This window comes from Pseudomonas sp. NPDC089395 (genome assembly GCF_044749525.1).
Classification (GTDB): Bacteria; Pseudomonadota; Gammaproteobacteria; order Pseudomonadales; family Pseudomonadaceae; genus Aquipseudomonas.
In genome coordinates this window covers 157,586-183,756 of the sequence record NZ_JBIVID010000004.1, presented here as the reverse complement: position 1 = coordinate 183,756, position 26,171 = coordinate 157,586, and the positions used below count along the sequence as shown (strand labels likewise).

Genomic DNA, 26,171 nt, shown 5'->3' with positions numbered 1-26,171 from the left:
TGGCCGCGTCCCGGAGGTAGCGGCAAAGTTAAAGAGTAATGGTTGATCAGCGTTTGAGCATTGCCCGGATATCGGCCAAGGCGTTGTTGCCGCGCGCGGCTTTCACTTCCACGGGCGCATCGTCCAGGCCTTCCCAGGCCAGGTCGTCCGGCGGCAGTTCGTCAAGGAACCGGCTGGGCGTGCAGTCGATGATTTCGCCGTACTGCTTGCGCTTGGCAGCGAAGGTGAAGGCCAGGGTCTGGCGCGCGCGGGTGATGCCCACGTAGGCCAGGCGGCGTTCCTCTTCGATGGTATCGGCTTCGATACTCGAGCGGTGGGGGAGGATTTCCTCCTCCATGCCCATGATGAATACATAAGGGAATTCCAGGCCCTTGGACGCGTGCAAGGTCATCATCTGCACGCCCTCGGCGTTTTCTTCCTCTTCCTGCTGACGCTCGAGCATGTCACGCAACACCAGCTTGCCGATGGCGTCCTCGATGGTCATGTCACCCTCTTCGTCCTTCTCGAGGGTGTTCTTCAGTGCTTCGACCAGGAACCAGACGTTGCTGATGCGAAACTCCGCCGCCTTGTCGCTGGCGGTCTGCTGGCGGATCCAGTTCTCGTAGTCGATGTCGCGGATCATCTCGTGCAGCGCGGCGATCGGGTCTTCCAGGGCGACCTTGTGGCGGACCCCGTCGAGCCAGTGCTTGAAGCGCTGCAGGCGCTCGGTGTAGCGGGCGTCCAGGTGTTCGCCCAGGCCCAGCTCCTCGCTGGCGGCGTACATCGAGATGCCGCGCTCGGTGGAGTAGTTGCCGAGCTTTTCCAGGGTGGTCGAGCCGATCTCGCGGCGCGGCACGTTGATGACCCGCAGGTAGGCGTTGTCGTCGTCCGGGTTGACCAGCAGGCGCAGGTAGGCCATCAGGTCCTTGACCTCCTGGCGGCCGAAGAAGCTATTGCCGCCCGACAGGCGATAGGGCACCTGGTGGTGCTGCAGCTTCAATTCGATCAGCTTGGCCTGGTAGTTGCCCCGGTAGAGGATGGCGAAGTCGCTGTACGGGCGGTTGGTGCGCAGGTGCAGGGTGAGGATTTCCATGGCCACGCGTTCGGCCTCGGCTTCCTCGTTCTTGCAGCGGATCACGCGGATCTCGTCGCCCACGCCCATCTCGCTCCACAGCTGCTTCTCGAACGCGTGCGGGTTGTTGGCGATCAGCACGTTGGCGCAGCGCAGGATGCGGCTGGTCGAGCGGTAGTTCTGCTCGAGCATGACGATCTTCAGGGAGGGGTAGTCCTCCTTGAGCAGCATCAGGTTCTCTGGGCGGGCGCCCCGCCAGGCGTAGATCGACTGGTCGTCGTCGCCTACCACGGTGAACTGGTTGCGCATGCCGATCAGCATCTTCACCAGCAGGTACTGGCTGGCGTTGGTGTCCTGGTATTCGTCCACCAGCAGGTAGCGCACGCGGTTCTGCCAGCGTTCGAGCACTTCGGGGTGCTCCTGGAACAGCTTGACCGGCTGCAGGATCAGGTCGTCGAAGTCCACCGCGTTGAACGCCTTGAGCGTGCGCTGGTAGTGGGTGTAGACGATGGCGGCGGTCTGCTCGCGCGGGTTGCGCGCTTTTTCCAGGGCCTCGGGGGGAAGAATCAGGTCGTTCTTCCAGGCACCGATCATGTTCTTGATCTCGTCGATGCCGTCGTCGCCGGAGTATTCCTTCTGCATGATGTCCGACAGCAGCGCCTTGATGTCGGACTCGTCGAAGATCGAGAAGCCTGGCTTGTAGCCCAGCTTGTCGTGCTCCTTGCGGATGATGTTCAGGCCCAGGTTGTGGAAGGTGCACACCGTCAGGCCACGGCCTTCGCCCGGGCGCAGCAGGGTGCCGACCCGCTCTTTCATCTCGCGCGCGGCCTTGTTGGTGAAGGTCATCGCCACGATGTACTGGGCGCGGATGCCGCAGTTCTGGATGAGGTGGGCAATCTTTCGCGTGATTACGCTGGTCTTGCCGGAGCCTGCACCGGCGAGCACCAAAAGAGGGCCGCCGACGTAGTCACGGGCTTCCTGTTGCCTGGGATTGAGTCGGGACATGCTAGAAACCGGGGGTCGCCAGAAAATAGCCGCGCATTCTAACAGGCATGGGGCGGTTGTGGCGCGACCGTCTGACGTCTGAGTCAACGTTTTCTGCACGCATATCATTAGTCAAACTAATGCTATTCATGGAAAAAATCGGATTTGCTGGAAGAGCGACTTTCGCGCAGGATGCACGTCGAAATGCGTCGGTGCGCTTGGGCAAGGGATCTGTCTAAAAGTGAAAATCATTTTCATTTATGCAGTAGCATACCCGACCTCCCCCGTGTCACCGACCCTGCCCTAAGGAGCCCGCTTGTCCACGCCTGTCGAACCTCTGCGTTTGCTGTTGTTGGCTGATGAGCCGGAATGGGCAGCCTTGTTGCGCGAGTGCCTGCTGCCGCTGGGCGACCTGGCGGTATTGCTGACCGCGCCGAACTGGGCAGCGGTCGATAGCCTGTTCAGCAATGACCGCCAGGCCGTGATCCTGGCGACACCGGCCTTGCAGCCGGCGCCGGGCCGTTGCGACTTGCCGACCATCCTGCTGCTCGACCATGAGCCTGTGCTACCGCCTACCGGGGTCAGCGACTGGTTGGTGCTTGACCAGCTCAATAGCGACGCCCTGCGCCGTTCCCTGCGCCATGTGCGTGAGCGCGGTGTGCTGGTCGACACCCTGCAGCGCCTGGCCGAACAAGATCCTCTCACCGGCATCGCCAACCGCCAGGGCTTTCAGGCCCTGCTGACCGCGCGCCTGGCCGAGAACGAAGGCCGCGGTATTGCGCTTGGCCACTTGGACCTGGACAACTTCCGCCACGTCAACGATGCACTCGGCCACCAGGGCGGCGACCGCCTGATCCTGCAGGTGGTGTCGCGGCTCAAGCAGCAGCTGGAAGCTGGCGATCAGCTGGCGCGCCTGGGCAGCGATGAATTCGCGTTGTTGATCGACACCCGTCGTGATGCCAACCGTGCCGAGTGGATCGCCGATCGGATCGTCGAGGCCTTGGCCGAGCCTTACTGGATCGACGGCGAAAGCCTGCTTCTCGGCTGCAGCCTGGGCATTGCCCATGCCCGCGCCCAAGGCGGCGCCGACCCGCTGATGTGGCATGCGCACATTGCCATGCGCCAGGCCAAGAGCAGCCAGGGCTGCACCTTCCATGTCTTCAACGAGCGGATCAACCGTAACGCCCGCAGCCTGGCGGATCTGGAAAGCGAACTGCGCCGCGCCTTGCGCCGCGATGAACTGGAGCTGCACTACCAGCCGCGGCTGAACCTGGCCGACGGGCGCATTGTCGGCCTGGAGGCTCTGGTGCGCTGGCGCCATGCCGAGCGCGGCCTGCTTCCGCCGAGTGAATTCGTACCGCTGGCCGAACAGAGTGGGTTGATCGTGCCGCTGGGCTACTGGGTCATCTCGCGGGCCCTGCGCGACATGCAGGCCCTGCGCGAGAGCGGTCTGGCGCCCTTGCACATGGCGGTGAACTTGAGCTTCCGTCAGTTCCAGGACAGCCAGTTGCTGGCGACCCTGAGCCGGCTGATCATCGAGCACGGTGTCGATGCCCGCTGGCTGGAATTCGAACTGACCGAAACGGCGGTGATGCGCCGCAACGAGCTGGTGCGCCAGACCATGGATGCCTTGGGGCGCCTGGGTGTGCGCTTCTCGCTGGACGACTTCGGTACCGGGTTCTCCTCGTTCGTGCACCTGAACAGCTTGCCGATCACCTTGCTCAAGGTAGACCGCAGCTTCGTCGCCGAAATGGAGATGCGCGAGGAGAACCGCAAGCTGGTGCATGCCATGATCAACCTGGCGCACAACCTCAACCTGGAGGTGGTGGCCGAAGGTGTGGAGAGCCCGGAGCAACTGGCTTTGCTGCGCGGCTTTGGCTGTGATCAGGTGCAAGGGTTCCTGGTCAGCAAGCCGCTGCCGGTGGGGGAGCTGGTGGAGTATCTCCTGGAGATTGCCAGGCCACAGTTGGTTAGCGTTTAGAAATGCAGGGGAGGGCTTCGCCCTCCTTTCGCGACACAAGGCCGCTCCTACAGGTGGACGCGAAACCTCTGTAGGAGCGGCCTTGTGTCGCGAAAGGGCTGCAAAGCAGCCCCGGCAATCATGCAGACGCCGCCACTTTCCCAGTCAACCCCGCCTTGCCCAGCATCCGCTTCATCCGCCATTCGAAGCCCAGGGTCAGCGCCACCGACGCACACGCCAGCCCCAACGCCAGCCCCCACCAAACGCCGACAGCACCGCCCCCCAGGGTAAAGGTGAACAGCCAGGCACTCGGCGCCCCGACCAGCCAGTAACAGCACAACCCGATCAGGAACGTGGTCTTGGCATCTTTCAGCCCACGGATCGAGCCCATGGCGATGGTCTGCACGCCATCGAACAGCTCGAACCAGGCCGCCACCATCAGCAACTGCACCGCCAGCTGGAAGATAGCCGCGAACGCCGGGTCGTGGCGGTCGATGAACAACCCCACCAGCGCCTCCGGCAGCAGCCAGAACAAGGCAGCGAAGCCGAACATGATGCTCGCGCCGAAGCCGATCCCCACCCGCCCGGCGCTGCGCGCCGCCAGCAGGTTGCCGGCGCCGAAGTACAGCCCCACCCGCATGGTCACCGCATACGAAAGGCCGGTCGGTACCATGAAGGCGGTGGAGACGATCTGCAGGGCGATCTGGTGAGCCCCCAGCTCGGTGCTGCCAAGCACGCCCATGCACAGGGCGGCAAAGGCGAACAGGCCGACTTCCACCATGTAGGTGCCACCAATCGGCAGGCCCAGCCGCCACAGCTCGCGCAAGGCCGGCAGGGAAGGGCGCGACAGGCCCTTGCGCAGCGGGTAGGCGTCATAGGCCGAGTGCCAGCGGATGTACAGCGCCAGGGCGATGGCCATGCCCATCGACACCACCGCCGTGACCATGCCGATGCCCATCAGGCCGAGTTTGGGCAGGCCGAACATGCCTTCGATCAGCGCATGGTTGAACAGGTAGTTGAGCACCGTGCCGACCAGGCTGATGATCATCACCGGCGTCGAGCGGCCCAGGGCACTGGTGAAACCACGCAGGGCCATGAAGGTCAGGTAGCCGGGCAGGGCCAGCGGCAGCAGGGTGAGGAATTCGGCCGCGGCGGCGACGTTGTCCGGCTGTTGGCCGAACAGCAGCAACACCGGTTCCAGGTTCCACAGCACCAGGGCTGCCACCAAGGCCAAGCCCCAGGCCAGCCACAGGCCGTTCTGCGCCAGGCGGGTGGCACCTTCGATGTCATTGGCACCCTTGCGGATTGCCACCAGCGTACCGACTGCGGCGATCACACCCAGGCAGAAGATCGACACGAACGAATAGCCGGCCGCGCCAAGGCCACCACCGGCCAGGGCTTGCGGGCTGATGCGGGCCATCATCAGGGTGTCGGTTAGCACCATCAGCATGTGCGCCAACTGCGAGGCGATCAGCGGCCCGGCCAGGCGCAGCAAAGCCTTGAGTTCTGTGGTGGGCGCGACGTGCATTGGGGTGTCCTTGTGCCTGACTCGGTGAGCGAGGGTGGATTCTGAGGCTTTGGTCAACTTTGCACAAAAGGATAAAAGCGATAGTTGGCATGAGTTGGACTCATGCATATATGATTTTGGGCATTCCTTCCTTGCCCCCGTATGCCAGGTGCCCCATGTCCCGTCAGCTCCCGCCGCTCTATGCGCTACGTGCATTCGAGGCCGCCGCTCGGCTGAGCTCGTTCACCCGTGCCGGTGCCGAGCTGTCGATCACCCAGAGCGCGGTCAGCCGGCATATCCGTACCCTCGAAGACCATTTCGCCTGCCGCCTGTTCGTGCGCAGCGGTCGCAGCCTGCAGCTGACCGAAGCCGCGCGGGTGTTGTTGCCCGGCGTACGTGAGGGCTTCGCTGCCCTGGAGCGCGCCTGCGATACCTTGCGCGGTGAAGATGACATCCTGCGCATGAAGGCGCCTTCGACCTTGACCATGCGTTGGTTGCTGGCGCGCCTGAGCCAGTTCCGGCACTTGCAGCCGGGCAATGAAGTGCAACTGACCAGCGCCTGGATGGACGTCGACCATGTGGATTTCAACCAGGAGCCGTTCGATTGCGCGGTGCTGCTCAGTGACGGCGTGTTTCCGCCGGATTGGGAAGTGCGCCGGTTGTTTTCCGAACTGTTGATCCCGGTAGGGGCGCCTGACCTGCTCAAGGATGGCCCGTGGGACGAACGTCGGTTGGCCGGCATCGAGCTGTTGCACCCGACCCCAGACAAGCGTGACTGGCGCGAATGGCTGGAACGGATGGGCCTGACCGATAAGGTTTCGCTCAAGGGGGGGCAGGTGTTCGACACCTTGGAATTGGGGATGATCGCGGCGGCCCGTGGTTACGGGATTTCCATGGGCGACCTGCTGATGGTTGCCGAAGATGTGGCCCAAGGGCGCTTGAGCCTGCCCTGGCCGACGGCGGTGCCCAGCGGCATGGATTACTACCTGGTGTGGCCGCGGACCCGGCCGGGTGGGGAGCGGTTGCGGCGGTTGAGTGCGTTTCTGCAGGAAGAGGCGGCGGCGATGAACCTGCCGGATGTGCAGATTCTGCCAGCGCTTTGACTGTCTGTGTGGGCCTCTTCGCGGGACAAGCCCGCTCCCACAATGATAGATGTGGCCAGGACCATTGTGGGAGCGGGCTTGCCCCGCGAATGGGGCGCAAAGCGCCCCCGGCAACCCTGAGCCTTACATCGCCCCCAGGTTCAACGCCTGCGCACACGCCTGCAACGACCGCCGCTCGCTCTGCGCATAAAGCGCCAGCTCATCCTGCACCTGCAGCCCCAAGGCCGCCTCGAACGCGTCGCGGTTGGCGTTGCTGCCATATTCCGCCTGGGCATCGTCACCCAGGTTGGACTGGAAGATGCCCGCCGCGCTCACCGGCAGGAAGTCTTCGTACACCAGTGCTTCGAAGTGCACATGGCCAGCGGCGATCAAGCCTTCCAGGGTGGTCGGGCGGTCCTGTTGGTCACGTGCAGCCCGCCCCTGCTCGGTGGCGAAGTAACGGAAGTAGGCCAGGCCCTGTTCACGCATCTGCGCCAGGTCATCCGGGAATTCGGCAAAGTGTTCCTGCAGCAGCGCCATGTAACGCTCGGCATTGGCCTCGGCCGGGGCGCCGCCGAGGGCTGCGCGGGTGGCATCGAGCAGGCGGTCATACAGCTGGCGGCCTTTGGGTGTCAGGGCGGCGCCACGCTGCTCGATTTCACCGAAGCGCGCGGTATGGCTGCCCTCGCTGCCGTGCTGGTCACTGAAGGCGACCTTTTCCTGCAGCGCCTTGAAGCTGGTCTGGCGCAACAGGATGGGATGACGCCGGGTGGGCGGCCCTTCGACCACGGCCTTGGGCGGGATGCCCTTGGCCGGCATGCCGAGCTGGATCGCGTCGATATCCAGGGTGCGTGGGGTCAGGTGGTTGATGTGCGGGCCTTTGAACGCCACTACGTCGGCGATCAGGCGGTGCTGGTCGTGCAGTTGCTGGTACTGCTCGGCAGTGACGGTGGCGTCATGGTGCCAACGGAAGGTGTGCAGGGCTTCCTGTACGAAAGCCTCGGCATCTGTGGCGTTCAAGCCACCGTCGCGTTCGCACTGGGCAATCAGTTCGAGGGCGCGGGCAGTGAAGATCTTGCGCTTGGCCAGGATGGCGTGCGCCAGCTCGCGAAGTGGCGGGTTGTCGATCAGCTCCAGGCGCAGCAGCGAGGTGAACACGCGAAACGGGCTGACATGCAATGACTGTTCATGCACGGCGCGGAAGGCCGTGGAGTGCACCGGGACGCCGGCGGAGCTGAGGTCGTAGTAGCCGACCGGCTGCATGCCCATGACCGCGAACAGGCGGGCGATGGTGGCCAGCTCCTCGGCGGTGCCGACGCGGATGGCGCCATGGCGCTCCTGGTCGAGCCGCTCGACTTCGCCGGTCCAGCGCAGCGCCTCGGCCACCTGGGGCTGCTGGGCCATGACCTGCTGGTTGATTTCGCTCACCAGCTCCAGCAGCGTGCCGTACAGCGGCACTTCCTGTTTGTACATGAGCGACATGGCGGCAGAGAACTGCGCGCGGATGCTGTCGGGGCTGACGAAATCGTGGGCGGGCATCGCTAGCTTCCTGGTTGGGTTCGGACGCTTACATGAAAGCGGGGAATGCACTATGGCCACAAGCGAAAAAAAGTGGGTCTGTCATTCCTTTTTTGATCGACCTCTGAGGCCATTGGGGCTGCTGCGCAGCCCTTTCGCGACACAAGGCCGCTCCTACAGACGCCGCGCTCCCTTGTAGGAGCGGCCTTGTGTCGCGAAAGGGCCGCAAAGCGGCCCCAGCACCCTCAAGCCTCAAGCTGCTCGCGAATCCACCCCACCAACGCCCGCACCTTGGGCACCTCCGCCGCATGCTCGGCATACGCCAGGTAATGCGCCCCAGCACTGTTCATCGCATGATTCCAAGGAATGACCAAGCTTCCTTCGGCCAGCTCCTTGGCCACCAGATAACGCGGCACCAAAGCCACCCCACAGCCAGCTTGCGCCGCGCTCAAGGCCATGTAGAACGTATCGAACCGCGGCCCGTGGTAAGCACTGACGCTGTGCAAGTCCAACTCCAGGAACCACTCATGCCAGGCCTCAGGCCGCGAAGTGCTTTGCAACAGCACCAGCTCAGCCAGCTCCCCGGCATCCTTGAGCTCACGCCCGGCCAGCAGCTCCGGCGCGCACACCGGCACCACCTCTTCGCGGAACAGCTCAAGGCAGGTCGCCCCCGGCCAGGTGCCCTGCCCATAGAAGAACACCACATCCGCCGAGCCCTGCAGCAGGGCAAATGGCTCCATCTCGTTGCGGATGTCCAGGTGAATGTTCGTGTGGCGCTTGCCAAAGCCCTTGAGGTGCGGGATCAACCAGCGCACGCCAAAACTCGGCTGAGTGGCTACCTTCAATATCTCGGTCTGCTCACCGTAGGTCAGCACGTAGCGGCTGGACATGTCCACCTGGGTCAGGATCTTGTTGACCTCGGCCAGGTACAGGCTGCCCGCCGGCGTCAGCTGCAGGCGCCGGCGGATGCGCAGGAACAGGTGGTGGCGCAGCATGTCTTCAAGCTGCGCCACCTGCTTGCTGACCGCGCTCTGGGTCAGGTGCAGTTCTTCGGCGGCGCGGGTAAAGCTCAGGTGACGGGCTGCAGCTTCGAAACACTGCAGGGCGGTCATGGAGGGCACCAGGCGTTTGGACATAGCGGTCTCTGTGGCTCGAATCATTACCTGACGGAATGATATGCGGAATAAAGGTCGTTTGTTGCACTGGTGTGATCGGATTAATACTGATCCACATCATTTTTCCACCCCATCACCCGATGTAGGAGAAGCACAAATGGTTGCTGGATTGCTCGAGCGCCTTGGCGTTGCCGCCACGGCTTACACCCAGGGCGACTACCCTGTTCACACGCCGATCGACGGCAGCCAGATCGCCTCGGTGAAACTGCTCGGCAAGGCCGAGACCACCGCCCGCATCGATCAGGCCCAAAGCGCGTTCGAAGCCTGGCGCAGTGTGCCGGCTCCGCGCCGTGGCGAGCTGGTACGTCTGTTCGGCGAAGTGCTGCGTGAGCACAAGGCCGACCTCGGCGAGCTGGTTTCCATCGAAGCCGGCAAGATCACCCAGGAAGGCCTGGGCGAAGTGCAGGAAATGATCGACATCTGCGACTTCGCCGTCGGCCTGTCGCGCCAGTTGTACGGCCTGACCATCGCCTCCGAGCGCCCAGGCCACCACATGCGTGAAACCTGGCACCCGCTGGGCGTGGTCGGCGTGATCAGCGCCTTCAACTTCCCGGTAGCCGTATGGGCGTGGAACACCGCCCTGGCCCTGGTGGCTGGCAACTCGGTGGTGTGGAAGCCATCGGAGAAGACCCCGCTGACCGCCCTGGCTTGCCAGGCCCTGTTCGAAAAAGCCCTGAAAGCCTTCGGCGATGCCCCTGCAGGCCTGGCGCAGCTGGTGATCGGCGGCCGCGAAGCCGGTGAGGCGATGGTCGACGACCCGCGCGTGCCGCTGGTCAGCGCCACCGGCAGCACCCGCATGGGCCGTGAAGTAGGCCCACGCGTGGCAGCCCGCTTCGGCCGCAGCATCCTCGAACTGGGCGGCAACAACGCCATGATCCTGGCCCCGAGTGCCGACCTGGACCTGGCCGTTCGCGGCATCCTGTTCTCCGCCGTTGGCACCGCCGGCCAACGCTGCACCACCCTGCGCCGTTTGATCGTGCACCGTTCGATCAAGGACGAAGTGGTTGCCCGCGTGAAAGCCGCCTACGCCAAGGTGCGCATCGGCGACCCACGCAAGGACAACCTGGTCGGCCCGCTGATCGACAAGCAATCGTTCGACGCCATGCAGGGCGCCCTGGCCAAGGCTCGCGACGAAGGCGGCCAGGTATTCGGTGGCGAGCGTCAGTTGGCTGACCAGTACCCGAACGCCTTCTACGTGTCGCCGGCCATCGCCGAGATGCCCGCGCAAAGCGACGTGGTTCGTCACGAAACCTTCGCGCCGATCCTCTACGTGCTGGCCTACGACGACTTCGAAGAAGCGCTGCGCCTGAACAATGAAGTGCCGCAAGGCCTGTCGTCGTGCATCTTCACCACCGACCTGCGCGAAGCGGAACGCTTCCAGAGCGCTTCGGGCAGCGACTGCGGCATCGCCAACGTCAACATCGGCACCAGCGGCGCCGAAATCGGCGGTGCATTCGGTGGCGAGAAGGAAACCGGCGGTGGTCGTGAATCCGGTTCGGATGCCTGGAAAGGCTACATGCGTCGCCAGACCAACACCGTGAACTACTCGCGCGAGCTGCCGCTGGCGCAGGGTATCGTGTTCGACTGATGATGCATGGCCGGGGGCTCTGCCCCCGGTTCGCGGGGCAAGCCCGCTCCCACAGGATCTCCACTGCCCTTCAGGTTTGTGTGGTCCCTGTGGGAGCGGGCTTGTCCCGCGAATGGGCGGCAGCGCCGCGCCAACCGCAACAAGAACAATATCGCTGGAGCCGGGCCATGTCCGAACTGCGTCAACAATGCTTGTGGGAATTCGTCAGCCAACCAACCGTTGCCACCCAGGCCCTGGCCGGTGAGCACAAGGCCGATGTCTGTGTCATCGGCGGCGGCATTACCGGCCTGTCGGCGGCCATCCACCTGCTCGAACAGGGCAAGTCGGTGATTCTGCTGGAGGCTTGGCAAATCGGCCACGGCGGCTCCGGACGCAACGTCGGCCTGGTCAACGCCGGCACCTGGATCCGCCCCGACGACGTCGAGGCGACCTTGGGCCAGAAGCAGGGCAGTCGCCTGAACAAAGTGCTTGGCGATGCTCCGGGCGAAGTCTTCGCCATGATCGAGCGTCTGGGCATCGACTGCCAGGCTCAGCACAAAGGCACCCTGCACATGGCGCACAACGCCACCGGCATTGCCGACCTCGAAGCCCGCCATGAACAGTGGCGCCGCCGCGGTGCCGACGTCGAGCTGCTGACCGGCGCCCAATGCCAGGAATACTGCGGTACCGACAAGATTTCCGCCGCGCTGCTCGACCGCCGCGCTGGCACCATCAACCCCATGGGTTACACCCAGGGCCTGGCCTCAGCCGTGGCTCGCCTGGGTGGCAAGCTGTTCCAGCAGTCTTCCGTCGAGGGCCTTGAGCGCGACGGCGACGCCTGGCGGGTGAAGACCGCACGCGGTTCGGTGCGCGCCGACAAGGTGGTGATCTCCACCGGTGCCTATACCGAAGGCGACTGGAGCAACCTGCAGAAGCAGTTCTTCCGTGGCTACTACTACCAGGTGGCCTCCAAGCCGTTGCACGGCGCGGCCGCCGACAAGGTGCTGCCGCACGGGCAGGGCTCGTGGGATACCCGCACGGTGCTCAGCAGCATTCGGCGCGACGACCAGGGTCGCCTGTTGCTTGGCAGCCTTGGCCGGGTCGACAACAAGCCGGCGTGGTTCGTGCGCAGCTGGGCTGATCGTATCCAGAGCCATTACTACCCGGAGCTGGGCAAGGTCGAGTGGGAGATGCACTGGACCGGTTGCATCGACTTCACCCCTGACCACCTGATGCGCCTGTTCGAACCGGCGCCGGGCCTGGTGGCCGTGACTGGCTATAACGGGCGAGGCAACACCACGGGCACGGTGATCGGGCGCGCCTTTGCCGAGTTCCTGCTCAAGGGGGAGGCGGACAGCCTGCCGATTCCGTTCTCGCCGATGACGGGCGTCAGCGCACCTTCGTTGCGTACTGCGTTCTATGAGTCCGGGTTCTCGCTGTACCACGCGGGGCAATGCCTGAGGGTTGTGCTGTAACCGCGGGTCCTATCGCCGGCAAGCCGGCTCCCAAGTTCGGTGCGGTCCTTGCGGGAGCCGGCTTGCCGGCGATAGGGCCAGTCCAGACACTGAAGCTACTTGTGCAACCAGCTGAGGAAGCCGCCTTTCTTGATCGCGGTCGGCTTCTGCAGCAACAGTGACTCCCGGCTCTGGCGCCTGAACCGCTGCAACTTGTTCAGCGCCGCCTGCACCTCGCCCCGTTGCACCAGGCAACTGCGCACCTGTTCCTTTTCAATGCGGTACAGCACGCATCCCGTCAGCGTGCGGAACTCGGCGAACGAATCATCCTCGTCGAGGATGCCCTCGATCCCCAGCACCTCGCCCGGCCCCATGCGGCCCGCTTCCAGCAGCTTGTCGCCATCACGCACCGAGGCCGACACCACGCCACTGCCGATCACCAGCAAGTGGTCGGACTGCTCGCCAACGCCCAGGATCACCTGGTCGGCCAAGTACTCCACGGCCGTCATGCGCTGGCTCAACGCGTCTCGCTCCTGCTCGGTCAGCGAGCGGAACACCCGCACCTCATCCAGCACTTCGCGCTGACGGCTGCGTGGCGGCAGGGCCAGATCGACGTTCCACATCACGCCGCTGGCCTCAAGGTGCCGATGGGCCAGGTCGAACAACTGGTTGCGCGTTTCACCCTTGGCGCCCATGTCGGCGACGAAGCCGCTGGCTTCGTACTCCACCGACTCCAGTGTCGAGGTCTTGACCGTGACCTTGGGCTTGGGTGTGGCAAGAATCGCGCTGGTGCCCTGCAAGGCTTTTTCCAGCGCATCGAATACCCGCCTGGGGCGGACCTTGGCCGGCACCACCACGCTGATCGATACCCCGTGCACGTCGGCCGGGCGGCTGTGGTTGAGCAACCGGGCCTTGGCCGCCACCGAGTTGGGGATCACCGCCAGGCTGCCACTGCCCGTGAGCAGGCGCGTGGCGCGCCAGTCGATGTCCAGCACCTTGCCTTCGGTGCCGTCGATGGAGATCGAGTCGCCGATCTGGTACGGCCGCGTGGTGTTCAGCACGATGCCGCTGAACACGTCGGCCAGGGTGCTTTGCAGTGCCAGGCCGATGACGATGGCCATCACCCCGGAGGTGGCCAGCAGGCCCTTGACCGGCAGTTGCATCACGTAGCCTGCGGCAGCTACCACCGCGGCCAGGAAGATCAACGCCCCCAGCACATCCTGTAACAGCCTCCCGCCATGACTGCCACGTGCGCCCAGCAGCAGGCCGAAGACCACCGTCACCGTGCGTGCGCCAAACAGCCACCAGCCGATCGCCAGCACGGTGGCCATCAGGTTGCGTGACACATCGTCGGGCCATGGCGGTGGTTGCAATGGGCTCATGCCGGCGGCAATCAGTACCCAACTGAACAGCAGGAAGCACGCAACCCGCGCGCCGATACGCCAAGCCCGGCGCTGGACCGGGATGAGTTGCCAGAGGATCAGGTCGAGCAGGATCAGGCAGGTGCCGATCAGCAAGGGGGAGTGCTGGAGGAGTGCGAACATGCGCGTCTCGTCACGGTGGGCTGTAGCTAGTAAAGAGCAGGTTCGCTGCAATTACTACTGGCTTGGCGTGTGACGCGCAGAGGGTGAGGCGGGGGGAAGCGGCTCGCTGCGCAAACAGGAGCCGCAGGGGCATCAGAACATGAAGTAGACGCTGGCGCTGGTCTGGTCCAGATCGATGTCACCCACTTTGAGGACTTCCTGCTCCAGGCGCACGCCCAGGTTGCGCAGAATGTCGACCTCGACACCCAGCCCGTAGGTCATGTCCAGGTCGCTGCTGTCGCCAGCGATATCGTGGTCGGCATCCCAGGCATGCACACCCATGCTGCCAAACACGCGCACACGTTTACCGATCGGCATGCCCAGGTGAGCGGCGGCCTGTACCGAGTGGCCATCGAAGTTACCTTCGTCGCCGCCGAAGTGGCCCAGGTCGACCCAAGCGCCTTCGAAGGACAGGTAAGGGTTCAGGCGGTAGCCGACAAACGCTTTGTAGGCATTGTCGTCATCGCTGATTTGGTGCTCATCGATTTCGACCTTGGTCACACCACCGCCCACGTAGAAACCACGGTCATCGGCGAAGGCGTTGAAAGTGCTGAACATGCACAGGGCAGCAAGAAGCGGTTTTGCGAATTTCATCAGTCATCCATTGGCTTTGAGTAATGAGGAGAGGGCCAGGTCAGGCCGGTTTCTTAGGCTGGAACTCCCGGTCCAGGCGTTCCCGAATCTGCTGCGCAGCGCTATCCAGGGCGGGATAGATGTCGTCGACGACCGGCGCCGCGGATTGCTCGATGTTCCTGCCGTCTGCGCGGTCCAGGGCACGGCCAAGCATCTCGCCTGTCAGGCTGTCGCTGACTTCGCTCTGGAAGAACAGATACAGGGTTTCATCGCGAACCCCGGTGGCATGCAGGGAGAGGCCGATCAACATCCCGATGGGAATGTATTCGGTGACATTGGGATCACGCGGTGCGCGTTTGATATTGGCAATCGAAACGTTGAGCGTGAGGGCCTTGGCCGTGGGCTTGTCTACTACGCGATAACCGGCGCCGGTGAGTTGCTGTTCCAGCTGACGACGGAAGTGCGAGCGCAACTGGTTGGCATCGCCTTCGAACTTGGCCAGTCGTGGATCGTCACTGTCGAGCGAAAAGGTTTTCGGCAAATTGATGAACACGACCTTGTCATGCTTTGCAGAAAACGGTGCAGCGGACGATTTCCAGGCGACTGCCTTGTCATCGTGTTCGATGACCTGCAGTGAAGTGCTGGCTTGTTCCGTTGTCGTTAGCTCGGTGTCGATGCTGGGTGCCATCGAGCAGCCGACCAACGTTAGCGAGAGTAAAAAAGCAGCGAGCAGTTTGAACGGCATGATGATTCCTGTAGACGTCACGTTGAGGTGACTGGCGTCTCCCCAACTTGCGCTGCGGGTGAAGAAAACAGGAATCAAAAATTGTCATTTGTGCTTGGCGGCTGCCGCAGATCACCGGTGGTTCATGCAGCGCAGGCGATCAACCTCAAGGATGTAGTAGCACAGCGCGTCACCGCGGGTGGGTACCACCACCAGGTTCAAGATGGAGCCCAGGCGGAAATACTGGCGGGAAAAAAGCAGATCCGAATGGCGACTGACGTCGAACAGCTGCTCCTCGCTGCTGGCTTGAATATCTTCGACCTTGATCTTTATTCGCCAGCGTGAGGCTTCAACCAGTGACGCGCCCACGGCAATATGCCGTTCCTTGTCACCCAGGCGCTCAAGCATGCTGAGGACTGCACTGGGTTCGCTGATCGTCAGCCTTTCCTTGAAGTCCAGTATGTCGCCACCCATAAAGTGATGGCCTTGGGATCGATAGGGCTGACTGTTTTCGTAGGGCACGGATCGGGTCATGAACAATGCCGCCAGGCAGGCCGCAACGATCACCGTGATAATGAGTGCATGTCGCCATGCCGCGTGATGATGGCTCATCATTCACCTCCTAGACACTTGCCAAACATGCTGATGAGCCGCGCCTCGCTAAAGGCAAACTCCACGTTGTAGGCCTTCCCGGATTTCTGAATACAGGACAGATTGGTGCGCGAGCCGGTACGGCTGACAAACACCTCGCCTTGTAACTGATGTGACCAAATACCCGAACTCAAAACATCGGCCTTGAGTGCGTCTACTTCTTGTTTGCTTTTACCAACAGCAGTGATTGATAATTCACCTTGTTTGATCGAGGCGACTTCCACGTCATGAGGCAGTTCATGCGCGGCATACAATTGCCATACGGTAAAGCCTGCAAACGCCGCTGCTGCCAGATAGCCTATTCGAACCCATTTGCCCAGGCGTTGCTTGTCAGCTGGCTGGCCAATTTCGACGGATGTGTTCGAGGGGGGTTCAGCGCTCGACTGCTCGGCTGACGGCCCTGTCTCTTCGGCGGGCGAGGCCAGTTGATCGCTGTTGAAGCGATAGCCGCGTCGCGGCACAGTGATCAGCAGGTCGTGATCCTTGTTATCGCCAAGGATGTTCCTGAGCATGAAGATGGACTGATTGAGGCTGCCTGCCGAGACGACCCGGTCATCCCAGGCGAATGCCATGATGGCCTCGCGCGAGCAAACGGCCCCAGGTTCAAGCAGCAGCAGTTCGAGTATCCGGGCGTCCGCTCGGGCCAGGGTTATTTCTTCTGGCGGGCTATCTGAGTGGTTTATGAGTAGCGTGTAGCGGTCAGGATCGAACTCCACAAGGGCGCTATTTTTTAATCGAAAATAGTAGCTCATGAAACACTTCGCGCGTTGTGAAAATAGCGGGCCATTATAGGGAGGATAACTAATGGTGCAACTCGACGAAGCGTACTTGTATTGGGTTGGTTGAATTAATAAACTATTGGGGCTCAATTATTTCAAAGTTGAAATATATTGTCGGCTCGTGAATATTTCGCACTACGGCGCGAAAGGCGCCCCCTTCGAGTACGAAGCGCCTTTGTCCGGTCAGCGCTCGGCGATCGTTCAGAAAATAGAACGCTAGAGTCGAATTTCGCCATCTACCGCTCCAAAGGTGATGATTTTAATGTGTGTCCATCAACGGGAAACACCCCACACACATTGAGTCACCCCTTTAGGAGCTGCGCCCATGACCTCGTTCAAATACAACCGCCTGAACAAAGACGACGCCGCTGTGCTGCTGGTCGACCACCAGGCAGGCTTGCTGTCTCTGGTCCGTGACATCGAGCCGGACGCATTCAAGAACAACGTGCTGGCCCTGGCCGACCTGGCCAAGTTCTTCAACCTGCCGACCATCCTTACCACCAGCTTCGAGCAAGGCCCGAACGGCCCGCTGATGCCGGAGTTGAAAGCGCTGTTCCCGGATGCGCCGTACATCGCTCGTCCTGGCCAGATCAACGCCTGGGACAACGAAGACTTCGTCAAGGCAGTGAAGGCCACCGGCAAGAAGCAGCTGATCATTGCCGGTGTGGTGACGGAAGTCTGTGTAGCGTTCCCGGCCCTGTCGGCGCTGGAAGAAGAGTTCGAAGTGTTCGTGGTGGCTGATGCGTCCGGCACCTTCAACGCCATGACCCGCGACGCGGCCCATGACCGCATGAGCCAGGCCGGTGCGCAGATGATGACCTGGTTCGGCGTGGCCTGTGAGCTGCACCGTGACTGGCGCAACGACGTCGAGGGGCTGGCGGCGCTGTGCTCCAATCACATTCCGGACTACCGTAATCTGATCACCAGCTTCAACGCCTTCAACGCCGGCAAGTAAGCCGAAACGCCAGGGCACCGACCGTCGGTGCCCGCCAGGCGCAGCACACTTATCCACACCTGGGCCCGTCCGCCGTTGCACGGTGGATGCGGGCACGCTCATCCCAAGGAACGCCGATGAACACTGCATTCCATGACGACCGTAACGTGGTGAACCAGGTCATCCAGCACAAGGTTCGCGCCAATTCGCAGCCACCGCGCTGGAAACAGGCCGTGCTGACCTACCTGGTGATCTGCCCGATGACCCTGATCATCCCGCACCTGTTGGCACCGCTGTTCGTGCGCTTCCCGCCAATCGGCGGAACGATCACCAGCAACCTGATCGTCAACCTGTTCGTCATCCTGCCCGTGGTGTTCTTCATCATGCCGTGGGTAACCCGCCGCTGCGCCAACTGGCTGCGCAGCTGAGCCACCGTTCATGGCAGCACGACTGCTGTGTGTTGCTAGGCTTCAACCGCCCCACCGCAAATCAACCCAACACCATGCTTGAACCGGCATGCTCTGCAGTAGCGCCTGCGCCGCTGCACCCAGACGGAGAAGACCATGTCCCAGGACCCCAACGACAACAGCCGTCGCCAGTTCCTCGCCGCCAGCACCGTGCTCGGCGCCGCCGGCGCGCTCTGGTCCGCATTGCCCTTCGCCGGCGCCGCCGGTTTCGCCCAAGCCACCACCCAAGGAGGATCCATGACCGCAGACCTGATTCTGTTCAACGGCAAGCTGCACACCGTCGACCGTGAAAAGCCCACGGCCACTGCCGTCGCCATCAAGGACGGCCGCTTCATTGCCGTGGGCAACGACGCCGAGGCCATGGCCCACAAGGGCGCCGCGACGCAGATCATCGACCTCCGGCAGCGCACGGTGATTCCGGGCCTGAACGACTCGCACCTGCACCTGATCCGCGGTGGCCTGAACTACAACCTGGAGCTGCGCTGGGAAGGCGTGCCGTCGGTGGCCGACGCCCTGCGCATGCTCAAGGACCAGGCGGCGCGAACGCCTACCCCGCAGTGGGTGCGCGTGGTCGGTGGCTGGAACGAGTTCCAGTTCGCTGAAAAACGCATGCCCACCCTGGAAGAAATCAACCAGGCAGCGCCCGATACCCCGGTGTTCCTGCTGCACTTGTACGACCGTGCGCTGCTCAACCGCGCCGCGCTCAAGGCCGTGGGCTACAGCAAGGACACGCCCAACCCGCCGGGCGGCGAGATCCAGCGCGACAAGTTCGGCAACCCGACCGGCATGCTCATCGCCCGCCCCAACGCGATGATTCTCTATGCGACGCTGGCCAAGGGGCCGAAGCTGCCGCTGGAATACCAGGTCAACTCGACCCGCCAGTTCATGCGCGAACTCAACCGCCTGGGCCTGACCAGCGCCATCGATGCCGGCGGCGGTTACCAGAACTACCCTGACGACTACCAGGTGATCCAGGAACTGGCAGACCAAGGCCAGCTGACCGTGCGCATTGCCTACAACCTGTTCACCCAGAAGCCCAAGGAAGAACTGGCCGACTTCAAGAACTGGACGTCCAGCGTCAAGCTGCACGCCGGCAACGATTTCCTCCGCCATAACGGCGCCGGCGAAATGCTGGTGTTCTCGGCGGCCGACTTCGAGGACTTCCTCGAACCGCGGCCGGACCTGCCGCAGACCATGGAACAAGAGCTGGAGCCGGTGGTGCGCCATCTGGTCGAGCAGCGCTGGCCGTTCCGCCTGCACGCTACCTACAACGAATCGATTTCGCGCATGCTCGACGTGTTCGAGAAGGTCAACCGCGACATCCCGTTCAATGGCCTGCCATGGTTCTTCGACCATGCCGAGACCATTACCCCGCAGAACATCGAGCGCGTGCGCGCACTGGGCGGCGGTATCGCCATCCAGGACCGCATGGCGTTCCAGGGTGAGTACTTCGTCGACCGCTACGGCGCCAAGGCCGCCGAGCACACCCCGCCGATCAAGCGCATGCTCGACATGGGCGTGCCGGTGGGGGCGGGTACCGATGCGACACGCGTATCCAGCTACAACCCGTGGACCTCGCTGTACTGGTTGGTCAGCGGCAAGACCGTTGGCGGCATGGCGCTGTACCCGGAGGGCTTGAGCCGCGATACCGCCCTGCAACTGTTCACTCAGGGCAGCGCCTGGTTTTCCAGCGAGCAGGGCAAGAAAGGTCAGATCAAGGTCGGCCAGCTGGCGGACCTGGCGGCGCTGTCGCTGGACTTCTTCAGCGTCGAGGAAGAGGCGATCAAGGGCATCGAGTCGGTGCTGACCCTTGTCGATGGCAAGGTCGTGTATGGCGCCGCCGAGTTCGACAAGCTCGGGCCGCCACAGGTGCCGGTGCTGCCGGAGTGGTCGCCGGTGGCCAAGGTGCCGGGGCACTGGCGCGTGGGCACGCCGTCGTTGGCAGCGATGGCGCACCAGTGTGCCGGGCCTTGTGGGGTGCATGCACATAGCCATGAGAAGGCGCGGCATTCGACAGTGCCGGTGAATGACTTCCAGGGCTTCTGGGGGGCGTTGGGCTGTTCGTGCTTTGCGTTTTGAGGTGAGGTGAAGAAGGGGCCCTCAAGGCCCCTTTTTGTTGTCTGTTGTGGCCCCATCGCCGGCAAGCCGGCTCCCACAGAAAAACCTGACCCTGCGGTGAACCTGTGGGAGCTGGCTTGCCGGCGATGGGGCCAGTACTGGCTCACGCCATGTCGCTGACAGCGAACTCCTCGGCCAGATGATCGATCAGCGAACGCACGGACGGCAGCAACCCACGCCGCGACGGGAAAATCGCATGAACGATGCCACAGCGCGGGTGCCAGCCCGGCAGCAATTCCACCAGCCGGCCCTGCGCCAGATCCTCGCGCACCGCGACCCTTGGCAAATGCGCGATGCCGACACCCGCCACCACGAAGTGACGCAGCGCGAACAGGTCATCGGTGACCATGCGCGGCGTATGCGGGATCACCAGGCTGTGGCCGGTAGCCTCGCCCTGGAACAACTCCCACTGGTATTCGCGCTGGGCGCCGCCCCAATGAACGCTGGGCAGGGTGCCGAGCAGCTGCGGGTCGAAGCCTGCCGGCAACTGCTCCAGATACTGCGGGTGCCCCACCAGGCACTGGGTGCTGTTGCTCAGCACCTTCATCACCATGTCGGTGTTCTCCAGCGGCGGGAAGCGCACGCGCAGCGCCAGGTCGAAGCCTTCATGCAGCAGGTCGACGCGGCGGTTGGTGCTCTCGATGAACAGCTCCACCTGCGGGTACTTGAGCATGTAGCGGGTCAGCATGGGCCCGACCCAGGCGTTGAGCAGGGTGGTCGGGCAGCTGATGCGCACCAGGCCGCGGGGTTCGCTGCGGTTGCGCTCGATGATCTCCGCCGCCCCCTCGGCTTCCACGCGCATGGCCAGGCACCGGTTGTAGTAGGCCTGGCCGATCTCGGTCAACGAGCAGTGCCGGCTGGTGCGGTGCAGCAGCCGCACGCCGAGACGATCCTCCAGGTCGGCGATACGCCGGCTAAGCTTCGACTTCGGCATGTCCAGCGCCCGCCCGGCAGGGGCGAAGCCACCATGTTCGACTACCTGGGTGAAGTAGTACAGGGAGTTCAAATCTTCCAATGATCGTTCTCCAGATGGAACGCTAAGGGCAATTTTCGCAGTCTACCGCAGCAAAGGTGATGATTTTAATCTTTCTCCATCAACGCGAAACAACTCACTACTGAAAGAAACCAAACCCTTAGGAGCACCGACCATGAGCAACTTCAAATACAACCGCCTGAACAAAGACGACGCCGCCGTGCTGCTGGTCGACCACCAGGCTGGCCTGCTGTCCCTGGTCCGTGACATCGAGCCGGACAAGTTCAAGAACAACGTGCTGGCCCTGGCCGACCTGGCCAAGTTCTTCAACCTGCCGACCATCCTTACCACCAGTTTCGAGCAAGGCCCGAACGGCCCGCTGATGCCGGAGTTGAAAGCGCTGTTCCCGGATGCGCCGTACATCGCTCGCCCTGGCCAGATCAACGCCTGGGACAACGAAGACTTCGTCAAGGCAGTGAAGGCCACTGGCAAGAAGCAGCTGATCATCGCCGGGGTAGTGACCGAGGTGTGCGTGGCGTTCCCGGCGCTGTCGGCGCTGGAAGAAGAGTTCGAAGTGTTCGTGGTGGCCGATGCGTCCGGTACCTTCAACGCCATGACCCGCGACGCAGCCCATGACCGCATGAGCCAGGCCGGTGCGCAGATGATGACTTGGTTTGGCGTGGCTTGTGAGCTGCACCGCGACTGGCGCAACGATGTCGAGGGGCTGGCGGCGCTCTGCTCCAACCACATTCCGGATTATCGGAATCTGATCACCAGCTACAACGCGTTGACTGCTGGTCAGTAATAGTCCGGTAGTTGTAAGTGAAAAGGCCGGCTCCCAATGGGGGCCGGCCTTTTTCATTGCCTGTACCGGCCCTATCGCCGGCAAGCCGGCTCCCACAGGTACGACGCTGCTTCGAATGCAGTGGAGTAGCTGTGGGAGCTGGCTTGCCAGCGATAGGGCCATGGCAGACTGCATCAATCTCTTGCTTGAAAACTTTAAGAATCATCCCACGCTGATAGCGGACGGCGTCACCGCGCAAAATCAAATCCCTGAGAACAGACTGGTCAATCCGGCTCGAGGTCGCGCAAGCGCCTTCAAACATGGATCGCCCTGGATATCGCCTGCATTTGCTGCGTGGCAAGCTGGATGGGTTTTGGGCGGTGAACGTGTCGGGCAACTGGCGTCTGGTGTTCCGCTTCGTTGGTACCGACGTGGAACTTGTCGATTATCTGGACTACCACTAGGACGCTGAAATCCATGCCTATGTACAATCCGCCCCATCCCGGTGAGTCTTTGCGCGAAGACGTTCTGCCTGCAATAAGCATGACTGTCTCGGGCCTGGCGCGTCACCTCGGCTATTCGCGGGGGCAGCTTTCCACCGTACTCAATGGTCGTGCCGCCATATCCGCTGACCTGGCTTACCGTCTTGAACTGGCAGGTCTCGGCGATGCTCGGCAGTACCTTGCCGAGCAGGCGGCTTACGATCTCTGGCAGGCCGCTCACCGCGAACATCCTCAGATTGCGCGGCTGGTGTTTGCCTGAAGCTCAATCCGCATCCGAATCAAACAACCGCTCCAACTCCAACCGCGCCTCCTTCGCCGTCTGCATCACCTTGGCGCGGTCATTGCGCACCTGCCCCTGAGCCACCAACACCTCTTCATCATGCTGGGTAAAGCGCTCGATCCGATCCGCCGCCTGCGCAACGCTCAGCCCCAGGCCGACCAGCGCCCGGCGGGTCATCTCCAGGCTCGAATAGAAGGTCTCGCGAATCGGCTCGGCGCCGACGTCCACCAGCTTGTGCACATGCTGGCGGTTGCGCGCGCGGGCCAGCACCTTGAGGTGCGGATACAGGCGCTTGACCCGTTCCGCCGTGCGCGTGGTCACCTCGGGGTCGTCGGTGGTGATCACCAGGTACTCTGCCTCGCCCACCTTGGCCGCATGCAACACTTCGCTGCGCAGCGGGTCGCCGTAGAACACCGGGGCCTGTTCGAACATGCGGGTCATCTCGATGGCATCCACCGAGGTTTCCAGCGCAATGAACGGGATCTTCTGCGCGCGCAGGATGCGCGACACGATCTGTCCCATGCGGCCCATGCCGATGATCACCACGCGCGGTGTGCCCGCGTCGATGGCCTTGTACTGCTCGGGCACCTCACGCGTGGGTTGCGGGCGCTTGAGGGCGCGGGCGCAGCCGAGCATCAGCAACGGGGTGATGGCCATCGACAGGGTGATGGTCATCAGCAGCAAGTCGTAGGTCTGGGTATCGAACAGTCCCTGGTCCTTGCCCAGCTTGAACACCACGAAGGCAAATTCACCACCGGCCGCCAGCACCATGCCCAGGCGCAGCGCGCTGGCGCTGGTCAAGCCACCCGCCAGGCGACCGACACCAATCAGCAGTATCAGCTTGACCGCCACCAGCAGCAGGGTCAGCCCCAGCAAGACCAGTGGCATTTCCAGCAGCAGGCTCAGGTTGGCGCCCATGCCGACGCTGATGAAGAACAGGCCCAACAGCAGGCCCTTGAACGGTTCGATCTGCGATTCCAGCTCATGCCGGTATTCCGAGTCGGCCAGCAGCAGGCCGGCGAGGAATGCACCCAGCGCCATGGAGATGCCGGCTTCCTCCATCAGCCAGGCGGTACCGATCACCACCAGCAGCGCGGTGGCGGTGGATACCTCTGGCAGACCGGTGCGGGCCACGGTACGGAATACCGGACGCAGCAGATAGCGGCCGCCGACGATGACAATGGCAATGCTGGCGAACACTTTCAGGCCGTGTTGCAGGCTGTCGCCGTGGCTGGTGTCCGGGCCGCTGGCCGCCAGCAGGGGAACCAGCGCGATCAGCGGGATTGCCGCTATGTCCTGGAACAGCAGGATGGCGAACGCCAAGCGGCCATGGGGTGCGTTGAGTTGTTTGCTCTCGGCCAGGCTTTGCAGGCCAAGGGCGGTTGACGACAGTGCCAGGCCCAGGCCAAGCACCACGGCGGCCGGCAGCGATTGCCCGAAGCCGAACAAGGCGATGGCACCGATCACCGCGCCGGTCAGCAGGACCTGCGCGGTACCGACGCCGAACACTGACCTGCGCATCAGCCACAGGCGTTTGGGCGACAGCTCCAGGCCGATGATGAACAGCAGCAGGACCACGCCCAGCTCGGAGATGTGCGCGACGCTTTCAGTGTCGCGGATCAGGCCTAGCGCCTGCGGACCAATGGCCACGCCGGCGAGCAGATAGCCGATCACGGCACCCAGCTGCAGGCGTTTGGCCAGGGGGACGGCGAGGACGGCGGCGAGCAGGAAGATCACCGCGGTTTGCAGAAGGCTGCCTTCGTGTGGCATTGGCTCGTACTCCATGAGCTGCCGGGGCAGCGTTAGAACAGTGTGGAGGACAATTCTGGGGATTGTGGCAGGCCCAGACAATCTGCTGGTCGGGAGAAACATTGTCCCATCGTAGGTGACAGTTTCAGGGGCTCGCGGGGCGGTACTGCAGCGCCTCGGCCAGGTGGGCCCTGGCAATCGAACCGGCCCCTTCGAGATCAGCCAGGGTACGCGCAACCTTCAGCAAACGGTGCGCCGCGCGCAAGGACAGGCTCAATCGCTCGCAGGCCCTTTCCAGCCAGGCCTGATCCGCAGCTTGCAGCGGACAATGGCGGCGCAACCCCTCAAGGTCCAGAAACGCATTGGCACAACCTTGTCGCCGCTGCTGCACCTCACGCGCCGTGGCCACTCGGGTCGCCACATCGGCACTGGTCTCGCCGCTGGGACGGTTGTCGAGCGTGGTGGTTTCGCGGGCCACGGTCAGGTGCAGGTCGATGCGGTCCAGCAAGGGGCCGGACAGTTTGTTGCGGTAGCGCTGGATCTGCTCAGTGCTGCAGCGGCAGCGGCCAGTGGGGTCGCCGAGGTAGCCGCACGGGCAGGGGTTCATCGCTGCCACCAGCTGAAAACGCGCGGGGAAGCGCACTTTGTCGCGTGCCCGCGCGATCACGATTTCGCCGGACTCCAGTGGCTCGCGAAGCACTTCCAATACGCGTCGTTCGAACTCCGGCAGCTCATCCAGAAACAGCACGCCATGATGCGCCAAGGTGATTTCGCCGGGTTGAGGCCGGCTGCTGCCACCCACAAGGGCAGGGCCCGAGGCTGAGTGGTGGGGATGACGGAAAGGCCGTTGCGGCCAGCTGCTCAGGGGCGCTTGCCCGCTTACCGATTGGATCGCTGCTACCTCCAGGGCTTCATGCTCATCCAGCGGTGGCAACAGCCCAGGCAGGCGGCTGGCGAGCAAGGTCTTGCCCGTGCCTGGGGGGCCGGTAAAAAGCAGGTTGTGCGCCCCGGCCGCCGCCAGCAGCAAGGCGCGCTTGGCCGCTACCTGACCCTGTACCTCGCTCAGGTCAGGGTACGGCCGGTTCTGCAGGACCAGGCCATTGGCGGAAAAGGGTGGCAGCGGTACCTGACCGTTGAGGTGCGCCACCAGCTCCAGCAGGTGCCCCACCGCATACACCAGCAACCCGCCCGCCAGGCTCGCTTCCTCGGCGTTCTCCCGTGGCACCACCAGCGCCCGCCCTGCTTCCCGCGCCGCCAGGGCTGCAGGCAGCACACCCTGCACCGGGCGCAGTTTGCCGGAAAGCGCCAGTTCGCCCAGGCACTCGATATCCGCCAGGCCCGCCAGCGGCACTTGGGCGTCGGCAGCAAGAATGCCCAAGGCGATCGCCAGGTCATAACGGCCGCCGTCCTTGGGCAGGTCGGCGGGCGCCAGATTCTGGGTAATGCGCCTTTGCGGGTAATTCAACCCGGAGTTGACGATGGCGCTGCGCACCCGGTCCTTGCTTTCCTTGACCGTGGTTTCCGGCAAACCGACCAGCGTGAGATGGGGCAGGCCGTTGGCCAGGTGGGTTTCGACGCTGACCGCAGGCGCCTGCACGCCAACCTGGGCGCGGCTGTGGACGAGGGCAAGGGACATGGACGCTCCGCTGTCACTGATGAGGGCACCGCTTCCTGCGGCTTTGGCAATCATAGTGAGCAGGAGACTGGGCCGCGCAAGAAGAGTGCGTCGTCGTTTTTCAAGCCAGTGATTTTCCC

General features: G+C 63.2%; 22 protein-coding genes. 10 read left to right on the top strand and 12 right to left on the bottom strand.

The annotated features are described in order from the left end of the window. Nucleotides 1–46: 46 nt before the first annotated feature. Nucleotides 47–2,056, bottom strand: a complete 2,010-nt coding sequence (gene rep, locus ACIPZG_RS11585; RefSeq protein ID WP_400713642.1) for a DNA helicase Rep — start codon at nucleotides 2,054–2,056, stop codon at nucleotides 47–49. Between the two features lie 295 nt (nucleotides 2,057–2,351). On the opposite strand from rep, the gene ACIPZG_RS11580 reads away from it, so the two are divergent. Next, entirely contained in the window at nucleotides 2,352–4,016 is a 1,665-nt protein-coding gene (locus tag ACIPZG_RS11580) for a putative bifunctional diguanylate cyclase/phosphodiesterase (protein ID WP_400713639.1), read from the top strand. A gap of 118 nt (nucleotides 4,017–4,134) precedes the next feature. Here the strand turns inward: ACIPZG_RS11580 and ACIPZG_RS11575 are convergent, their stop codons facing one another. After that, nucleotides 4,135–5,523, bottom strand: coding sequence for a NorM family multidrug efflux MATE transporter (locus ACIPZG_RS11575; RefSeq protein ID WP_400713637.1), 1,389 nt, complete (start codon nucleotides 5,521–5,523; stop codon nucleotides 4,135–4,137). 155 nt (nucleotides 5,524–5,678) lie between these two features. Between ACIPZG_RS11575 and ACIPZG_RS11570 the strand changes: the two genes are divergently transcribed. Then, the gene (locus tag ACIPZG_RS11570; RefSeq protein WP_400713634.1) at nucleotides 5,679–6,605 is read left to right on the top strand and encodes a LysR substrate-binding domain-containing protein; all 927 of its coding nucleotides are present in this window, start codon (nucleotides 5,679–5,681) and stop codon (nucleotides 6,603–6,605) included. A gap of 123 nt (nucleotides 6,606–6,728) precedes the next feature. Here ACIPZG_RS11570 and ACIPZG_RS11565 read toward each other — a convergent pair whose 3' ends face one another. Continuing rightward, entirely contained in the window at nucleotides 6,729–8,123 is a 1,395-nt protein-coding gene (locus ACIPZG_RS11565; RefSeq protein WP_400713631.1) for a VOC family protein, read from the bottom strand. A gap of 224 nt (nucleotides 8,124–8,347) precedes the next feature. Continuing rightward, entirely contained in the window at nucleotides 8,348–9,238 is an 891-nt protein-coding gene (locus ACIPZG_RS11560) for a LysR family transcriptional regulator (protein WP_400713629.1), read from the bottom strand. Between the two features lie 136 nt (nucleotides 9,239–9,374). Between ACIPZG_RS11560 and ACIPZG_RS11555 the strand changes: the two genes are divergently transcribed. Beyond that, nucleotides 9,375–10,865 (top strand): aldehyde dehydrogenase family protein, encoded by a 1,491-nt coding sequence (locus ACIPZG_RS11555; protein WP_400713627.1) that lies wholly within the window; start codon nucleotides 9,375–9,377, stop codon nucleotides 10,863–10,865. Between the two features lie 167 nt (nucleotides 10,866–11,032). Next, complete coding sequence (locus ACIPZG_RS11550; protein WP_400713625.1) at nucleotides 11,033–12,319, top strand: NAD(P)/FAD-dependent oxidoreductase; 1,287 nt, start codon at nucleotides 11,033–11,035, stop codon at nucleotides 12,317–12,319. A gap of 95 nt (nucleotides 12,320–12,414) precedes the next feature. Here the strand turns inward: ACIPZG_RS11550 and ACIPZG_RS11545 are convergent, their stop codons facing one another. The 5 genes from ACIPZG_RS11545 to ACIPZG_RS11525 form a co-directional block, all read right to left on the bottom strand. Continuing rightward, entirely contained in the window at nucleotides 12,415–13,842 is a 1,428-nt protein-coding gene (locus tag ACIPZG_RS11545) for a mechanosensitive ion channel domain-containing protein (protein ID WP_400713623.1), read from the bottom strand. 132 nt (nucleotides 13,843–13,974) lie between these two features. Next, on the bottom strand, nucleotides 13,975–14,475 hold the full coding sequence (locus ACIPZG_RS11540) for an outer membrane beta-barrel protein (protein ID WP_008090508.1): 501 nt from the start codon (nucleotides 14,473–14,475) through the stop codon (nucleotides 13,975–13,977). A gap of 40 nt (nucleotides 14,476–14,515) precedes the next feature. Beyond that, a complete protein-coding gene (locus tag ACIPZG_RS11535; protein ID WP_400713621.1) occupies nucleotides 14,516–15,199 on the bottom strand; it encodes a DUF3313 domain-containing protein in 684 nt (227 codons plus the stop codon). A 111-nt stretch (nucleotides 15,200–15,310) separates the two neighbouring features. Further along, nucleotides 15,311–15,790 (bottom strand): hypothetical protein, encoded by a 480-nt coding sequence (locus ACIPZG_RS11530; protein ID WP_400713619.1) that lies wholly within the window; start codon nucleotides 15,788–15,790, stop codon nucleotides 15,311–15,313. Beyond that, on the bottom strand, nucleotides 15,790–16,581 hold the full coding sequence (locus ACIPZG_RS11525) for a transcriptional regulator (protein ID WP_400713617.1): 792 nt from the start codon (nucleotides 16,579–16,581) through the stop codon (nucleotides 15,790–15,792). Before ACIPZG_RS11525 ends, ACIPZG_RS11530 begins: the two co-directional genes overlap by 1 nt. 352 nt (nucleotides 16,582–16,933) lie before the next feature. On the opposite strand from ACIPZG_RS11525, the gene ycaC (ACIPZG_RS11520) reads away from it, so the two are divergent. The 3 genes from ycaC (ACIPZG_RS11520) (at nucleotide 16,934) to ACIPZG_RS11510 (ending at nucleotide 20,088) form a co-directional block, all read left to right on the top strand. Beyond that, on the top strand, nucleotides 16,934–17,563 hold the full coding sequence (gene ycaC, locus ACIPZG_RS11520; RefSeq protein ID WP_400713614.1) for an isochorismate family cysteine hydrolase YcaC: 630 nt from the start codon (nucleotides 16,934–16,936) through the stop codon (nucleotides 17,561–17,563). A gap of 116 nt (nucleotides 17,564–17,679) precedes the next feature. After that, a complete protein-coding gene (locus ACIPZG_RS11515; protein ID WP_400713611.1) occupies nucleotides 17,680–17,970 on the top strand; it encodes a hypothetical protein in 291 nt (96 codons plus the stop codon). A gap of 276 nt (nucleotides 17,971–18,246) precedes the next feature. Next, nucleotides 18,247–20,088 (top strand): amidohydrolase, encoded by a 1,842-nt coding sequence (locus ACIPZG_RS11510; RefSeq protein ID WP_400714081.1) that lies wholly within the window; start codon nucleotides 18,247–18,249, stop codon nucleotides 20,086–20,088. Nucleotides 20,089–20,230: 142 nt separating this feature from the next. On the opposite strand, the gene ACIPZG_RS11505 is transcribed toward ACIPZG_RS11510, so the two are convergent. Beyond that, nucleotides 20,231–21,142 (bottom strand): LysR substrate-binding domain-containing protein, encoded by a 912-nt coding sequence (locus tag ACIPZG_RS11505; RefSeq protein WP_008090523.1) that lies wholly within the window; start codon nucleotides 21,140–21,142, stop codon nucleotides 20,231–20,233. Nucleotides 21,143–21,275: 133 nt separating this feature from the next. On the opposite strand from ACIPZG_RS11505, the gene ycaC (ACIPZG_RS11500) reads away from it, so the two are divergent. The 3 genes from ycaC (ACIPZG_RS11500) (at nucleotide 21,276) to ACIPZG_RS11490 (ending at nucleotide 22,646) form a co-directional block, all read left to right on the top strand. Beyond that, the gene (ycaC, locus tag ACIPZG_RS11500; protein WP_400713608.1) at nucleotides 21,276–21,905 is read left to right on the top strand and encodes an isochorismate family cysteine hydrolase YcaC; all 630 of its coding nucleotides are present in this window, start codon (nucleotides 21,276–21,278) and stop codon (nucleotides 21,903–21,905) included. A gap of 299 nt (nucleotides 21,906–22,204) precedes the next feature. Beyond that, on the top strand, nucleotides 22,205–22,348 hold the full coding sequence (locus ACIPZG_RS11495; protein WP_400713605.1) for a type II toxin-antitoxin system RelE/ParE family toxin: 144 nt from the start codon (nucleotides 22,205–22,207) through the stop codon (nucleotides 22,346–22,348). A 13-nt stretch (nucleotides 22,349–22,361) separates the two neighbouring features. Then, nucleotides 22,362–22,646 (top strand): HigA family addiction module antitoxin, encoded by a 285-nt coding sequence (locus tag ACIPZG_RS11490; protein ID WP_400713603.1) that lies wholly within the window; start codon nucleotides 22,362–22,364, stop codon nucleotides 22,644–22,646. Between the two features lie 3 nt (nucleotides 22,647–22,649). On the opposite strand, the gene ACIPZG_RS11485 is transcribed toward ACIPZG_RS11490, so the two are convergent. Next, nucleotides 22,650–24,437, bottom strand: a complete 1,788-nt coding sequence (locus ACIPZG_RS11485) for a monovalent cation:proton antiporter-2 (CPA2) family protein (RefSeq protein ID WP_400713600.1) — start codon at nucleotides 24,435–24,437, stop codon at nucleotides 22,650–22,652. Between the two features lie 124 nt (nucleotides 24,438–24,561). Beyond that, the gene (locus ACIPZG_RS11480) at nucleotides 24,562–26,052 is read right to left on the bottom strand and encodes a YifB family Mg chelatase-like AAA ATPase (protein ID WP_400713597.1); all 1,491 of its coding nucleotides are present in this window, start codon (nucleotides 26,050–26,052) and stop codon (nucleotides 24,562–24,564) included. Nucleotides 26,053–26,171: the final 119 nt, after the last annotated feature.

What these genes read in the sequence shown, in the direction of transcription:
- ACIPZG_RS11510 (WP_400714081.1), top strand. Translation starts at nt 18,247, where the DNA reads ATGACCGCAGACCTGATTCTGTTCAACGGCAAGCTGCACACCGTCGAC.
- ACIPZG_RS11535 (WP_400713621.1), bottom strand. Translation starts at nt 15,199, where the DNA reads ATGCCGTTCAAACTGCTCGCTGCTTTTTTACTCTCGCTAACGTTGGTC.
- ACIPZG_RS11560 (WP_400713629.1), bottom strand. Translation starts at nt 9,238, where the DNA reads ATGTCCAAACGCCTGGTGCCCTCCATGACCGCCCTGCAGTGTTTCGAA.
- ACIPZG_RS11545 (WP_400713623.1), bottom strand. Translation starts at nt 13,842, where the DNA reads ATGTTCGCACTCCTCCAGCACTCCCCCTTGCTGATCGGCACCTGCCTG.
- ycaC (WP_400713608.1), top strand. Translation starts at nt 21,276, where the DNA reads ATGAGCAACTTCAAATACAACCGCCTGAACAAAGACGACGCCGCCGTG.
- ACIPZG_RS11575 (WP_400713637.1), bottom strand. Translation starts at nt 5,523, where the DNA reads ATGCACGTCGCGCCCACCACAGAACTCAAGGCTTTGCTGCGCCTGGCC.
- ACIPZG_RS11565 (WP_400713631.1), bottom strand. Translation starts at nt 8,123, where the DNA reads ATGCCCGCCCACGATTTCGTCAGCCCCGACAGCATCCGCGCGCAGTTC.
- rep (WP_400713642.1), bottom strand. Translation starts at nt 2,056, where the DNA reads ATGTCCCGACTCAATCCCAGGCAACAGGAAGCCCGTGACTACGTCGGC.
- ACIPZG_RS11485 (WP_400713600.1), bottom strand. Translation starts at nt 24,437, where the DNA reads ATGCCACACGAAGGCAGCCTTCTGCAAACCGCGGTGATCTTCCTGCTC.
- ACIPZG_RS11480 (WP_400713597.1), bottom strand. Translation starts at nt 26,052, where the DNA reads ATGTCCCTTGCCCTCGTCCACAGCCGCGCCCAGGTTGGCGTGCAGGCG.
- ACIPZG_RS11490 (WP_400713603.1), top strand. Translation starts at nt 22,362, where the DNA reads ATGCCTATGTACAATCCGCCCCATCCCGGTGAGTCTTTGCGCGAAGAC.
- ACIPZG_RS11530 (WP_400713619.1), bottom strand. Translation starts at nt 15,790, where the DNA reads ATGAGCCATCATCACGCGGCATGGCGACATGCACTCATTATCACGGTG.
- ACIPZG_RS11555 (WP_400713627.1), top strand. Translation starts at nt 9,375, where the DNA reads ATGGTTGCTGGATTGCTCGAGCGCCTTGGCGTTGCCGCCACGGCTTAC.
- ACIPZG_RS11495 (WP_400713605.1), top strand. Translation starts at nt 22,205, where the DNA reads ATGGATCGCCCTGGATATCGCCTGCATTTGCTGCGTGGCAAGCTGGAT.
- ACIPZG_RS11515 (WP_400713611.1), top strand. Translation starts at nt 17,680, where the DNA reads ATGAACACTGCATTCCATGACGACCGTAACGTGGTGAACCAGGTCATC.
- ACIPZG_RS11540 (WP_008090508.1), bottom strand. Translation starts at nt 14,475, where the DNA reads ATGAAATTCGCAAAACCGCTTCTTGCTGCCCTGTGCATGTTCAGCACT.
- ACIPZG_RS11550 (WP_400713625.1), top strand. Translation starts at nt 11,033, where the DNA reads ATGTCCGAACTGCGTCAACAATGCTTGTGGGAATTCGTCAGCCAACCA.
- ACIPZG_RS11570 (WP_400713634.1), top strand. Translation starts at nt 5,679, where the DNA reads ATGTCCCGTCAGCTCCCGCCGCTCTATGCGCTACGTGCATTCGAGGCC.
- ACIPZG_RS11525 (WP_400713617.1), bottom strand. Translation starts at nt 16,581, where the DNA reads ATGAGCTACTATTTTCGATTAAAAAATAGCGCCCTTGTGGAGTTCGAT.
- ycaC (WP_400713614.1), top strand. Translation starts at nt 16,934, where the DNA reads ATGACCTCGTTCAAATACAACCGCCTGAACAAAGACGACGCCGCTGTG.